Here is a 13,626-nt window from a genome sequence, read left to right on the forward strand (position 1 = left end):
ACGGGGATTCGCAAGGGCTGTTCCCAGGCATGTTGATCTATATACTGAATGCCTTGGGGGTCGCTTTCGTCATGCCCGCGGAGGACGTGTGCTGTATTTTTTTCTCAGCTACGCCCGCGGCCCGGACGACGTGTTCGTCAGAAAGTTCTACAGCGACCTCTGCAACGAGGTGCGCGCGCACGCGGGCGTCGGGCACGACGTCGAGGTCGGCTTCCTGGACAACCACAACATCGAGCCCGGCCAGCACTGGCCGCAGGCCCTGGTGGACGCGATCGCCGACTGTTCCTGCTTTCTCGCGCTCTATTCCCCGGCGTACTTCCTGAGCCGCCCCTGCGGCAAGGAATGGAAACTGTTCGAGCAGCGATCGCACGGCTCGCATTTCGACGAGAGCCCGCGCATCCAGGGCCTGATCCCGATCGTCTGGCTGCCACCGCGGGAACTCCCGCCGGAGGTCCAGGCCGTGCACTACGACCTCGACGTGGCCGACGAGGACTACCGCCGCCGCGGCCTGCGGCAGTTGCTGCGATTACAACGCAATCGCGACGCGTATCTGGAGTTCCTGTCCAACATCGCCGAGCGCATCGTCACCGCGGCCCGCACCCCGCCCCCGCGCGGCTCGGTGAACCAGGACTTCGCGCAGACGGACAGCGCCTTCCACCTCAGCCGGCTCGGCCTCGAGGACAGCGGCGAACTGCCCGCCCGGTTCGGCACGGGGCAGATGATCCATTTCGTGGTCGCCGCGCCGACCCGCGCGGAGGCGGAGGGGATCGAGCGCGACGGCGGCTTCTACGGGGCCGATCCGCTGGAGTGGTCGCCGTTCGGGCCCGGGCAGCCGCAGCCGCTGCGGGAATACGCGCAGAAGGTCGCCTCGGACGCCGGCTTCGAGTCGATGTTCACCGGACTCGACCGGCTCGCCGACCGCGTGAAGATGGCGCAGCAGTACAACCACATCGTCGTGCTGCTCGTGGACCCCTGGAGCGCCGATGTCGCCGCACATCGCGAGCGGCTCCTGGAGATCGACCATCTTCGCGATCACGTGTCGGCGATGCTCGTGGTCATGAGCGCCACCGACCCGCAGACCCAGGCCAACAGCCCCCGGCTGGTCGACCTCATGCACGACACCCTCGGCAACAACGAGCGCCGCCTCGGCGAGGTCCTGTCCCGCCGCAGCGTGCTCACCTGGCCGTCGTTCGAGGCCGACCTGGCCGCGGTGCTGGCCGAGGCCCGCAACCGGCTCGTGGCCGACGGGCGGATCTCGCGGCGGCCACCCCCCGGCGACTACCCCCCGCGCCCCATCCTCGAAGGACCGTAGGAGGCACGATGACCGCGACAGAACATGCGCCGGCCGGGTCCGGCCAGATCGTGACCTTCTACTCGTACAAGGGCGGCTCCGGCCGCACCATGACGATGGCGAACGTGGCCTGGATCCTCGCCAGCAACGGCCACCGGGTGCTCGTGGTCGACTGGGACCTCGAGTCGCCGGGCCTGCACCGGTACTTCCACCCGTTCCTGTTGGACAAGGAGCTGCGCAACTCCCCGGGCGTCATCGAGATGCTCACCGGCTTCGTCACCGCCGCGCTGCAGCCCGACCGCGACGAGGACCCCGGCTGGATCGACGCCCAGGCCCAGGTGCTCGACCACGCCGTGTCGCTGGAGTGGCGCTTCCCCGGCAAGGGCGGCGTCGACCTGCTGCCGTCGGGCCGCCAGACCCGCTCCTACGCCGCGGCGGTCAGCACCTTCGACTGGCCCAAGTTCTACGACCGGCTGCCCGGCGCCGCGTTCATCGACGCGCTCGCGCGCAACATGCGCCAGCACTACGACTACATCCTCGTCGACAGCCGCACGGGCCTGAGCGACGCGGCCGGCGTCTGCACCGTGCTGCTGCCCGACGTCGTCGTCAACTGCTTCACCCTGAGCATCCAGAGCGTCGACGGCGCCGTGGCGGTCAGCGAGTCGATCCGCCATCAGCGCCGCGGCCGCCCGCTGCGCTTCCTGCCGGCCCTGATGCGGGTCGAGGACGCCGAGCAGCTGAAGCTCGAGATCGGCCGCGACTACGCTCGGCGCCGCTTCCGGCCGTTCCTCGAGCACGCCAGCCCGGACGAGGCGAACCGGTACTGGGGCGACGTCGAGGTGCCGTACAAGCCGTACTTCGCCTACGAGGAGATCCTCGCGACCTTCGCCGAGCGCCCGCGCCTGGAGACCTCGCTGCTGGCCGCGTTCGAGCGCCTCGTCGGCGTGCTCACCGACGGGGCCGTGCGGGAGATGCCCGCCATGGAGGAGTCCGAGCGGCGGCGCTGGCTGCAGAAGTTCGAGCGGCCCCGGCCCAGCAGCGCCTCGGACGTGCTCATCAGCTACGCCGCCGTCGACCGGATGTGGGCGGAGTGGATTCAGCAGCGGCTCGTCGACATCGACATGCGGGTGACGCTGCTGGACATCGACTCGGTCACCGGCCCGCACTTCGTCAGCGAGCTGGAGCGGCGGCTGGCCACGGTCGGGCGCACCCTGGTGCTGCTGTCGAAGGACTACGTGTCCTCGCCGCAGGCCGCCCCGCTGTGGGCGCTGCTGGACAGCCGCAGCTCGGCCGGGACGCCCGCGGTGGTGCCGATCCGGCTGGACAGCACCCGGATCACGCCGCCGTTCACCGAGCGGCTGCCGGCCGAGCTGGCCAACCAGCCCCACGACCGGGCCCACGAGGCCCTCCTGGGCGCGCTGGGCGTGCCGCTGCACGCGGGCGTCGGCGAGCCGGAGGACACCGGGCCGCGCTTCCCGGGCGTGCTCCCGCCGATCTGGAACGTGCCGCAGCGCAACCCGGGCTTCACCGGCCGCCGCGACACCCTCGAGCAGCTGCGCGACCGGCTCTCCGCGAGCGTCACGGTCGTCGTGCCGCAGGCCCTCTACGGCCTCGGCGGCGTGGGCAAGACACAGGTGGCGATCGAGTACGCGTACCGCTTCGCCGCCGACTACGACCTCGTCTGGTGGATCTCCGCCGAGCAGGTGTCCCAGGTCCGCTCCGCCCTCGGCGAGCTGGCCCGGGAGCTGCGGCTGCAGGAGGCGGACACCCTCGGCGAGAGCGTCCGGATGGTCCGCGACGCGCTGCGCCAGGGCCGCCCCGGGCGCTGGCTGCTGATCTTCGACAACGTCGGCGACCCCGAGTCGATCCGCGAGTTCATCCCGCAGGGCCCCGGCCACGTGTTACTGACCTCGCGCAACCAGGAGTGGACGCAGGACGCCCAGGTCGTGGAGATCACGACGTTCAGCCGGGCCGAGAGCATCACGTTCCTCACCCGCCGGGTGATCGGCCTCGCGGTCGCCGACGCCGACGCCGTGGCCAACCGCCTCGGCGACCTGCCGCTCGCGATCGAGCAGGCGGCGGCGTGGCTCTCGGAGACCGGCATGCCGGTGACGCGGTACCTCGAGCTGCTGGACACCCAGCCGCTGCGCATTCTCGACGAGAACCCGCCCGTCGGCTACGACCGCTCGACCGCCGCGACCTGGCAGCTGTCGCTGGATCAGCTGCGCAAGCAGTCCCCGGCCGCGGCCAAGCTGCTGGAGATCTGCGCCTTCTTCGCGCCCGAGCCGATCCCGACGCGGCTGCTCTACACCCCGCGCTTCACCCAGCCCCTGCTGGCCTACGACCCGGCGCTGCACGACCCGATCCGGCAGGGCCGCCTGATTCGCCAGATCGGCCGCTACGCCCTCGCGTCGGTCGACTCCGGCCAGACCATCATGCAGATCCACCGCCTGGTGCAGGCGGTCATCCAGGACAGCCTCACCCCCCAGGAGCGCGAGGACAACCGCCGCCACGTCTACCAGGTGCTGGCGACGGCCGAGCGCTCCGACCCCGACGAGGTGGCGAGCTGGCCGGCGTACGCCCGGCTCCTGCCGCACGTGCGCGGCTCCAAGGCGAACCACTCCTCGGACATGCAGGTCCGCCTGTTCGTCGTGGACGTGGTGCGCTACCTGTGGTCCCGCGGCGACTTCTCCAGCAGCCAGGAGCTGGCCGAGGAGACCGCCGAGATCTGGCGCGGCGATCCGCGCATCGGCGAGGACCAGGTGACGCTGCTGCTCGACTTCCACCTCGGCAACGCGCTGCGCTCGCAGGCGATGTTCGACCGCGCGCTGGACATCGACCAGCGGGCGCTGGAGCGGCTCAAGGAGACGGTGGAGGAGGAGGACGACCCCTACATCGTCATGACGGCGGGCGGTGTGGCGGCCGATCTGCGGGCGCTGGGCCGGTTCGAGGAGGCCCGCGACCTGGCCGAGGAGACCTACGACCGGGCGCAGCGCACCTTCGGCGAGGACCACGACCGCACGCTGATGGCCGCCAACAACGTCGCGGTCTCGCTGCGGCTCGTCGGCGACTTCAACGGCGCCGCCAACTACGACGAGGACACCCTCTCGCGCCGCCGCCGCGTCTTCGGCGAACGCAGCCTCAACACCCTGTTCGCGGCGAACAACTACGCGCACGACCTGCGGGCCGTCGGCCGGTTCACGGACTCCCGCGAACTGCTCGAGACGACGCTCAAGTCGTACCGCGCGCTGCTCGGTGACTCGGCCCCGGCGACCCTGCGCGCGGCGAAGAACATGGCGGTGACGCTGCGCAAGCTCGGCGACATCCGGGCCGCTCGCCAACTGACCGGCGACACCCTGCAGCGATATCGGGACATCCACGGGGAGGAGCACCCGGACACGCTCTCGTGCCTCATGAACGCCGCGTTCGAGGAGGCGGCGCTGGGCAACGGGGAGGCGGCCGAGCGCATCGCTCGGCAGGTGCTGTCCGGCTACGAGAGCCTCTACGACGAGCGGCATCCGTTCCGTCTGGCGGCCCTGAACAACCTGGCCATCTTCGTGCGCGTCAACGGTTCGGCGCGCGATGCCCGCGTCCTGTCGGAGCAGGCGACGGAGCTGTTCGAGCAGTCGCTGGGCGGCGAGCACCCGTACACGTTGTCGAGCCGGATCAACCTCGCCAACGCGCTGGTCGACCTCGGCGACCTGGAGGGTGCCCGCGAGATCGACGAGAGCGTCAAGCCGGCCTTCGAGCGCGTGCTCGGCGTCGACAATCCCGACACGCTCGCGGCGGCGGCCAATCTGATCGTCAGTCGCCGTCAGACCGGCGACGTGGCCGGCGCGGACGAACTGCTGCAGGTGACGCTCGACCGCAGTGTGCGCCGGCTGGGGGAGGACCACCCCAACACGCTCTCGGTGCGAGACGGACGCCGGCTCAACTGCGACATCTCGCCGCCGCCGACGTAACGAGCGGGAGACTGAGCGGGAGACAGGGCCTGGTTCGAGCGTTCCGCGGAACCTCGTTCCAGGCCTCGGTCATGAGCTGCAAAGAGCAATGTCAGCTGCAATGAGCAATGCCGTCCGGCGTCGGCCGGGCGGCATTCCGGCTACAGGGCGGACTGAAAAGCGGAGACCGTGAGCAGATCCCGCTCGCGTGGGTCGAAAAGCCGCCGCATCACGCTGTCGAGCGTCGACGCGGTCGGCGCATCGGGCTCGGCGATGAGCGTCCGCAACCTCACCCCCGCCAGGTCCAGTAATCCGCTCTGAACCTCGTCGCCCCCGGCGACCCCGCCCGGCTTGTCCATGCTTCCACCTTGAAATAGGAGAGTGCTGCGGGTTATGGCCAGAATGCGTGATCCACTGTTTAGTTGACCTCGGGCGCAAGCGACTGGGGTCACCGGAGCAGGATGAAGTCGACTCCGCAGTCGCAGCCTTGCGGAAGCTGACATCTTCGGCAGGAAGTATTGCACAAGTGCGGGTCGCCGTGTATCAGGAACTCGGCGACCCATCCGGCGGTTCCACCAGCAGTTTCAGAAGATCACTCGCGGGGTGGTCGGCACTACCTGCACATTGCAGTTTGAGCACGACGTCCCGCAAGAGTTCCGGCCTGGTGGTAACGAGCCGGGTGGCCAGGTCGACACGATCCGAATGGTCGGCGAACCCGGCCGCGAGGCTCCGGGTGACGGCCAGACCCATCCAGGCCTCGTCGTCGGCGGCGTCGGCGTCGAGCCGCTCCAGGAAGATCCGCTCGGCGCCCGCGGCGTCGCCATTGAGCAACATCATCCCTGCTGCGGTCGAGTTGTGGCCAGAGGTTGCCGGCGGCTCGGTCCGCCCGTCCAGCCATTGATGGAGCTCGCCGAGCAGGCCCGGCGCGTCGGCGGGCCGGGCGGCGGGGCCGGCGACGACGGTGCCGCGCCCGGCGACCGTGCCGAGGGGCTCGCCGGACCGGATGGAACTGAGGATCCGTTCAGTCTCGCCGTCCATCGGCCGGGCATTCAAGAGAAGCCATCGTGTCATTTGCGCGACGACGAACAATTGCGTTCGGGAAGCGATATCGGCAGGAATGCCTTCGGATTCCCAGGATCGCAGTGTGGCGTGCAGGAAAGTGCAGAACCGCTCGCCGACGGGAGTCAATTCCCCACTCTGCGTCAGGTCCTCGATGGCGATGCGATTCATGGCCCGCCAGTAGGCGAACTGGGCCGCGGCGCGCCGGGTGTCGCCGTCCGGGCCGTGGCGGCGCATTCGCCAGTGGTCGGTCACGCCCGTATGGGCGTAAATGCCCTGCAGCAGGGCGCCCGCCGGGCGGGGGTCCAGCCGCCAGGGCGCGTGCAGCCGCGCGGGGGACGAGCGGGGGTGCAGGTCGTGCAGGTCGAGCAGCGCGCCGAGCTTCGCGTGCATGTACTCGTGGAGCATCAGCAGGGCCAGGTCGGCCGCGGTGTCGGGGACGGACACGGCGATCGATCCGCACGCCTGCCGCGAGGCCGCGCTGATCATGTTCCCGTGGTCGGGGGTGGCCAGCGGCACCAGCGAGCGGAGGCTGTGCCGCATCGCCTTCGCGTGGCGGGGATGGTCGCGCTCGATCAGCCGCCAGGCCTCGCCGAGCAGCTTCGCCAGCTGGTCGGCCTGGACCGGGCCGAGCGCCGGCAGCGGCTGCCAGCCGTAGCAGTGCCGGTACGGGTCCTGGTCCTCGATCGCGAGGTGCCAGCCCGCGTCGAGCTCCACGGTGCGCCGCGGCTGCCAGCCCGGGCCGTCGCTCGCCACGACATGACCGTTCGACCCGGTGAGGCGCACGCCGCCCGCAGTGCCCGCGCCGCCCGTGTCGCGGGCCCGGGCCGGCCCCGCCCCGAGTCCCGTGGCGCTGCCGAGGCCCGGAATCGTCGCGATGCCCTCGCGGACCGGCACCTCGATGTCGAAGGCGACCCCGGCCGCCACCGCGGCCGCCACCGCGTACGCGGCCAGGTGGGCGAGGTCCGCGGCGGGATCGACGTCGGCGCCCTCGCCGTGGTCCGCCAGCCGGTGCAGGCACAGCGTCGCCCAGGCGTCCAGATGCGGGTGGGCCAGCACGGCGTCCACGGCGGCCGGGTCGGCGTCCTCGGCGCGCGCGAGCAGGGCCGCCGCGGCGTGGGTGCCGGCGGCGAACGGCGTCGGCGCGGCCGCCCGCAGCACCATGACGATCAGCGCCCGCCGCTTGGCGAGCTGGCCGGCGTCGAGCACGGCCATGGCTCCCGCGTCTCCGTAGCCGGACGCGATGTCGGCAAACTGCTCGGCGCTGAGCAGCATGCGATCCGTGTTCACTGAGCGAGCACCGCCGCGTTGTTCAGGTCGGCCCGCACGCGGTCGCCGATGTGGGTGATGAGGGCGAGCAGATCCTGGCAGTAGACCGACGGGTTGTCGAACCCCGTCTCCTCGGCGTAGCGATGGGCGCGCAGCCCGCCGCCGCAGACGCTCACGACGGGGCACGAGCGGCACTGCTGCGACAACCGGTAGGGCGCCGCGACGGCGAGGTGCTCGAGCACGTCGTCGAAGCTGTGCCCGGTGACCGACAGGCCGGTGGCGGGGCCGCCCTCGGCGGTCGTCTTGAGCGCGTCGGACTGCTCGTAGGCGCCGTCGGTCTCGACGGTCACGATGCCGAGCTGCTCACCCCCGAACGCCTCCGTCTGGCTCGGCAGGCCGAAGAGCCGGGCGATGATCGACTCGAACATCCGGATCCGGGTCGGCTCCGGCCGCTGGTCGTACCACCGGTCGAACACCCTGATGAGCCAGCGGGCGTAGGCCAGCGGCCGGTCGTGGTGCGGCGGCGGGTTGGTCCAGTTGCCGTGCGGCAGCAGCAGGTCCACCCGGGGCGGCCGGAAGCCGAGCAGGCCCTCCAGGACCTCGTCGGGATCGTTGTCGATGTCGATCGTGCACAGCAGGCCGCCGTAGATCTCGGCGTGCTCGGGCCGCATCAGCAGCTCGATGCCGGCCGCGATCCGGTCGTACGAGCCGCGCCCGTTGGCGTAGCGGCGATGGCGGTCGGTGGCCGCCTGGCCGCCGTCGACGCTGACGCCGACGCGGACGCCGTATTCGTGCAACAGCGCCAGAAATCGCTCGTCGAGCAGGATGCCGTTGGTCTGCATGGAGAACCGGGTGGCGGGAAACGCGCCGCGAATCGCCGACAGGGCCGCCGCCACGCCGTCGTGACCGGCCAGCAGGGGCTCGCCGCCGTGCAGGACCACCTGCAAGTCGCGCAGGTCGTGCCGGTGGGCGTGATCATCGATGCGGCGGGCGATCTGTTCGATCGTCGCGGGGGCCATCGTCGTCGGCCGGCCTCGCCAGCTCTGGTCGATGCTCTCGTATACGTAGCAATAATCGCAGCTCAGATTGCACCGGCTGTGAATTTTTAAGATCAATTGCCGCAGCGGCATACCCACTGGAGCATTCTTGGCGCCGGTCATTCGGATGTCCAGCGGAACGGCCAGATTGTACCTGCGAATCGTCACGCCGGGTGGTGCTCTCCCCAGTTCTGGCGAGCGTCGCGGCGGGCAGATGGCGAAATGACGTGCTGGCTGGGTGGCCTGCGGCCTCGTATCCTTACGATCCTGCGAACCCGGAAGAGATCGATCATGATGTCTTGGAGGGCGGTTGTGTCGGAGGTGCTCGAGCTGCCCGGCGGCCGGCGGATCTTCTACGCCGACTCCGGCAAGCGCGACGGGCGGCCGGTGTTCCTGCACCACGGCACGCCCGGCAGTGCCGCCGGCCCCAAGCCGCGCGACTCGATCCTGTATCGCCACGGCGTCCGGCTCATCGCCTACTGCCGGCCGGGGTACGGCGGATCGTCGCGGCATCCCGGCCGCACCGTGGCCGACGCCGCCGGGGACGTCGCCGCCCTGGCCGACGCGCTCGGCCTGGACACGTTCGCGGTGCTCGGGCGCTCCGGCGGGGGCCCGCACGCGCTGGCCTGCGCGGCGCTGCTGCCCGACCGGGTCACCCGGGTGGCCGCCCTCGTCAGCGTCGCGCCGTTCGACGCGGTCGGGCTGGACTGGCTCGGCGACATGGTCCCGTCCAACCAGCGCGCCTGGCGCACGGCGGCGGTCGACGACGATCTCGTCGCCGAGCAGCTGCGGCTGCGGGTGAACCGGATTCGCGAGGACCCGGCCCATCTGCTGCGGCAGCTGCGCTCCGAGATGCCCCCGGCCGACCTGGACGTGGTCGGCGACATCGCGATCGAGCGGCTGCTGCTGACCACCTACGCCAGCGCGCTGGGCGACGGGCCCGACGGCTGGATCGACGACCTGGTGGCGCTGCGGATCGACTGGGGCTTCCGGTTCGAGCACATCCGCGCGCCCGTCCGGCTCTGGCACGGGGCCGACGACCGTTTCTCGCCGGCCAGTCACACGCGATGGCTGGCCGACCGCATCCCGGGCGCCCAGCTGGAGGTCGAGCCGGGGGCCGCGCACTTCGGGGCGCTGCTGGTGATGCCGCAGATCATCCGCTGGCTGGCCGACTCCGACGACACGCCGAGCGCCGCCGCCTGAGGCCGCTCAGCACGGGTCGATCGGCCACAACGCATCGATTGTCGGATATGTGACAGTCGATTGCCCGGCCACCCGTCGCACCTGCGGGTGGTCCGCGCCGAGCGGCCGGCTCAGCCGGACGGCGAGCTCCTGGACGCGCCGCGGCGCCTCGTCGCTCCCGCCGATGCGCAGCAGCGCCTCGTTCAGGGCGGCCGCGAGCGCGTGCGGGTGGTTCGCCGGCAGCGCGCCGGCGGCATCGGCCGCGGCCGCGGCGGCGCGGTCCAGCGCGTCCCCGCGCTCGCCGGCCGCCCACGCCACGAGCGCGAGGTTGGCGCGCGTGGCGATCGTCCGCGGGTGGCCCGCGCCGAGGAGGTCCAGGTAGCGCTGCTCGACGCCGGCGAGCTCGGCCCGCGCGCGCTCGACGTGCCCGGTCGCCAGCAGCGCCAGGCCCCAGCTGTGCCGGCACATCACGGTGTCGGGCCCGGCCGGCCCCGACAGGTCGGCGAGGTGCTCGTAGGTCTCCTCGAGCAGCGGCGCGGCCTCGGCGGCCCGGCCGGCGCCGCGCAGCGACACCCCGAGGCTCATGCGCACCGTCAGCGCCGCCCGCGACCGGTCGCCGAACATCGCGGCGACCGCCGGCACCAGCGCCTGCAGCAACTCGGCGGACTCGGTGAACTGCCCGGTGTCGCGCAGGTCCCGGCCCAGGTTGGCGGCCGTGCGCAGGGCCGCCGGATAGTGCTCCGGGCCCGGGAACGGCCGGAAGGTGCGCACGCGCTCGTCGCAGCGCCGCGCGGCCCGGTAGAGGCCGGCCGCCCGGTAGGCGCCGGCCAGCCCGGTGAGCGCGTTGAGGGTCTGCGCGTGCTCGGACCCGACCGCCCGCGCCCAGGCCCGGTAGGTCGAGCGGGCCAGGTCCACGGCCTTCGTGTAGCGGCCGAGCGAGCGCAGGTCCGCCGCCAGCCGGTTGCGGGTGGTGAGCGTCGCGGTGTGGTGCCGCCCGAGCAGCCGCTCCTGCTCCGCGGCCACCTGCTCGTTGAGGCGCAGCGCCTCGGCGTAGCGGCCCTGGTCGCGCAGCAGCGCCGCGCGCACGCCCCGCATCTGCAGCAGCTGGCGCTCGTACCGCGGACCGGACCACGCCGCCTCCGCCGCCCGCGCGAGCTTCTCGCCCGCGGCCACCTGCCCCGCGTGGCGCATCCGCAGCACGCGGTCGACGATCAGGCCGCGCACCGCCTCCTCCCGGCAGGTGGCGGCGCTCGTGATCGCCAGGTGCGGCCAGATCATCTCGAACTGCGGCCAGGAGCGCGGATCCTCGACGTCGTGGGGCCGCGCCAGCCCGGCCAGCACCAGATGGACCTGGTGGCGGGCCTCCCGCAGGTCGTCGGCGGACATGCGCGCCCGGACCACCCGCTGCACCAGGGGGTGCATCTGGATGCGCCCGCCCGGCAGGTCGGGCCGCAGCAGGCCGAGCCGGCTGATCTGCTGGACCAGGGAGGCCGGCATGAGCCGATCGGTGACGGAGGCCTCGTACGGGTTGAGCACCTCCGCCATCACGTCGCTGTAGACCAGGTCGGTCGCCGTCTCCCGGCCGAGCACCGAGAACAGCTGGAGCAGCCGGTAGCCGCCCGGGGACCGCTCCGCCAGCCGGGCCAGCTCCCGGTCCCAGCGCCGCTCGACCGCCGGCAGCTCCAGCGTGCCGTTGCGCGCGCGGGCGACCTGCTCGGCCGCCCGCTCGCCGCCGGACGCCAGCCGGTCGGCCGTCTCCGCCACCGCCAGCGGCAGGTCGCCGACGGCCTCGGCCAGGGCGTCGGCATCGGCCGGCGAAAGGTCGGGCAGGCGCCGGCTGAGGTACACCATGCTCTCGTAGCGGTTGAACACGTTGACGGGGACCGAGTCGAATCCGCCGCCCCACGACAGGCTGCGCGACGTGATCAGCACCTGGCCCGGGCCCTGCGGCAGGAAGTCGCGCACCTGGTCGTGCTCGTCGGCGTCGTCGAGGACGATGAGCCAGCGCCGGAAGGGCTCGCCGCGCCGCAGCGCGCTGAGGATCGCCGAGTTGGCCGCGCCCGGGCCGGTTCCGGCCGGCACGCCCAGCGCGCGGGCGAGGCCGGGCAGCCCGTCGTCCAGCGCGCCGCAGTCGAGCCACCAGACCAGGTCGTAGGCCGTGCGGAAGCGGTAGGCGTACTCCAGCGCGAGCGTCGACTTGCCCGAGCCGTCCAGCCCGTGCAGCACGACGGGCGGCGCCTGGCGCGGGTCGGCGTACCCCTCCGCCCGCAGCCGGTCCCGCAGGAGGGCGAGATCGTTCGTGCGGCCGAGAAAGTCCCGCGGCCGCGGCGGGGCGCAGAAGTGGGCCGGCTCCTGGCCCGGATACCGCAGCGTCCCGACCGGCGGCTGCTCGGCCTGGCCGACCAGGCGCAGCAGCTCCCGGGTGGCCGGCCCCTCGGGCAGCCCGTGCAGGCGCGCCGAGGTCGGCTCCGGGTAGGCGGCCAGGGCGCGGATGTCCTCGGTGTAGACGGCCAGGGGCGGCCGTCCCCGCCGGCTCGCCGGTCGGCGCCGTGCGTCCGCCGCGGCCGGCCCGTCCGAGATGACGGCCAGTTCCCGGGCCGCCGTGGCCGGCCGGCCACCGGGCTCGGCGTCGGCGAGGTCGGCGTGCAGGACGCTCACGCCGGCGGCGGACAGGGTCGCGGTGATCCACTCCGCCCACATGCGGTCCTCGGGGGCGTGGCGCAGCAGGACCCGGTCCTCGCGCGTGGCGGTCAGGCGCAGGTAGTGCGCGGCGGCGCGGTACCGCACCCCCTCGTCCAGCGGCGGCAGCGCCTTCACGGCACCGTCGGTCAGGTACCACACCAGCCGCTCGTACGCCGTCAGCAGCGAGTCCGGCTGCCCGGGCAGGTCCATGAGCGTCGCCAGCGTCTCCTCGTAGGCGTAGGCGGACTGGTACGGCACCTGCACGTCGCGCCAGTAGACCTCCCGCTCGTCCGCGTTCAGGCCCGCGGGCAGGCCGGGCAGGCGCTCGCGGGCGGCGCGGCGGCCGGCCTCGGCGCGGGGGCGGTCGGCCGGGTCGACGCGCATCGGCACCGGCAGCACGCGCGGCGGGTGCTCCGCGTCGCGGGTCGCGGCCGCGGCCCGGGCCGCGCCCTCGATGCTCTTGGCGCTGAGGGTGAAGCAGGCGAACACGTCGTCGGGCAGGTGCGCGAGGCAGATCTGGGCCAGGTCGCCGACGCCGGGCGGGCTGTCGATCAGGGTCCAGTCGTAGCGGGCGGTCATGTGCCCGCGCAGCGCGTCGAGGAACTCGCCACCGCCCGCACGGTAGAAGTCGTCCCAGTCCAGGCCGCCGAGGCCGCCGAGCGCGCCCGCGTAGGCCGCGTCCTGCCGTCCGGCCGGAAGGAAGTCGATGCCGCCGGCGAAGTGCGGCCAGTGCACGGGGACGGGCGGGGTGACGGCGAACGGGTCGACCGTCGCGCGCTCGAAGCGGCGGAAGAGATCGGTCACGCCGCCGGACTGGTCCAGCTCGGCGGCGTCGAGGAACGGGTGGAGGTACCGATGCAGCCCGGGCGACTCGAGATCCCAGTCCACGACGAGCACCCGGTGCCCGGCCGCGGCCAGGATCCAGGCCGTGTTCGCCGTCGCCATGGTGCGGCCCGAGCCGCCGGCGAAGGAGTGGAACGTGACGACGCGACCCTCTGGCTGCTGCGGCACCCGTCGATAGTCCCCGATGGAAGGGCCTCGGCCCAAGGGATGCGGAGAAAATCCTCACGCATCGGCATCTGTCAGTAGCGCTGCGATTACCGCACACTGGAAATCCATCCAACGCCGACAATGGGGGTGCGCCGTGGTGGGGCCGGAACGGGGC

The 13,626-nt window shown here is 72.5% G+C and carries 7 protein-coding genes; 3 read left to right on the forward strand and 4 right to left on the reverse strand.

Annotated features, from left to right (window positions below; translation table 11 throughout):
* The first annotated feature begins 88 nt into the window (after window positions 1-88).
* Window positions 89-1,312, forward strand: coding sequence for a TIR-like protein FxsC (locus tag ABT369_RS44420; protein WP_350622256.1), 1,224 nt, complete (start codon window positions 89-91; stop codon window positions 1,310-1,312).
* 8 nt (window positions 1,313-1,320) lie between these two features.
* Window positions 1,321-5,253: an FxSxx-COOH system tetratricopeptide repeat protein gene (gene fxsT, locus ABT369_RS44425; RefSeq protein ID WP_350622258.1), complete on the forward strand. Its 3,933-nt coding sequence runs from the start codon at window positions 1,321-1,323 to the stop codon at window positions 5,251-5,253.
* Window positions 5,254-5,393: 140 nt separating this feature from the next.
* On the opposite strand, the gene ABT369_RS44430 is transcribed toward fxsT (ABT369_RS44425), so the two are convergent.
* From ABT369_RS44430 to ABT369_RS44440, 3 genes are all read right to left on the reverse strand, one after another.
* Entirely contained in the window at window positions 5,394-5,591 is a 198-nt protein-coding gene (locus ABT369_RS44430) for a hypothetical protein (protein WP_350622260.1), read from the reverse strand.
* Between the two features lie 184 nt (window positions 5,592-5,775).
* Complete coding sequence (locus ABT369_RS44435; RefSeq protein ID WP_350622262.1) at window positions 5,776-7,581, reverse strand: HEXXH motif domain-containing protein; 1,806 nt, start codon at window positions 7,579-7,581, stop codon at window positions 5,776-5,778.
* Window positions 7,578-8,720, reverse strand: coding sequence for an FxsB family cyclophane-forming radical SAM/SPASM peptide maturase (locus ABT369_RS44440; RefSeq protein WP_350622354.1), 1,143 nt, complete (start codon window positions 8,718-8,720; stop codon window positions 7,578-7,580). Before ABT369_RS44440 ends, ABT369_RS44435 begins: the two co-directional genes overlap by 4 nt.
* A gap of 189 nt (window positions 8,721-8,909) precedes the next feature.
* Between ABT369_RS44440 and ABT369_RS44445 the strand changes: the two genes are divergently transcribed.
* A complete protein-coding gene (locus tag ABT369_RS44445; RefSeq protein WP_350622264.1) occupies window positions 8,910-9,800 on the forward strand; it encodes an alpha/beta fold hydrolase in 891 nt (296 codons plus the stop codon).
* A gap of 6 nt (window positions 9,801-9,806) precedes the next feature.
* On the opposite strand, the gene fxsT (ABT369_RS44450) is transcribed toward ABT369_RS44445, so the two are convergent.
* Window positions 9,807-13,472: an FxSxx-COOH system tetratricopeptide repeat protein gene (gene fxsT / locus ABT369_RS44450; RefSeq protein WP_350622266.1), complete on the reverse strand. Its 3,666-nt coding sequence runs from the start codon at window positions 13,470-13,472 to the stop codon at window positions 9,807-9,809.
* Between the last annotated feature and the right edge of the window lie 154 nt (window positions 13,473-13,626).

It is taken from the genome of Dactylosporangium sp. NPDC000244, from assembly GCF_040300725.1.
Taxonomy (GTDB): Bacteria; Actinomycetota; Actinomycetes; order Mycobacteriales; family Micromonosporaceae; genus Dactylosporangium.

What these genes read in the sequence shown, in the direction of transcription:
- fxsT (WP_350622258.1), top strand. Translation starts at nt 1,321, where the DNA reads ATGACCGCGACAGAACATGCGCCGGCCGGGTCCGGCCAGATCGTGACC.
- ABT369_RS44430 (WP_350622260.1), bottom strand. Translation starts at nt 5,591, where the DNA reads ATGGACAAGCCGGGCGGGGTCGCCGGGGGCGACGAGGTTCAGAGCGGA.
- ABT369_RS44440 (WP_350622354.1), bottom strand. Translation starts at nt 8,720, where the DNA reads ATGACCGGCGCCAAGAATGCTCCAGTGGGTATGCCGCTGCGGCAATTG.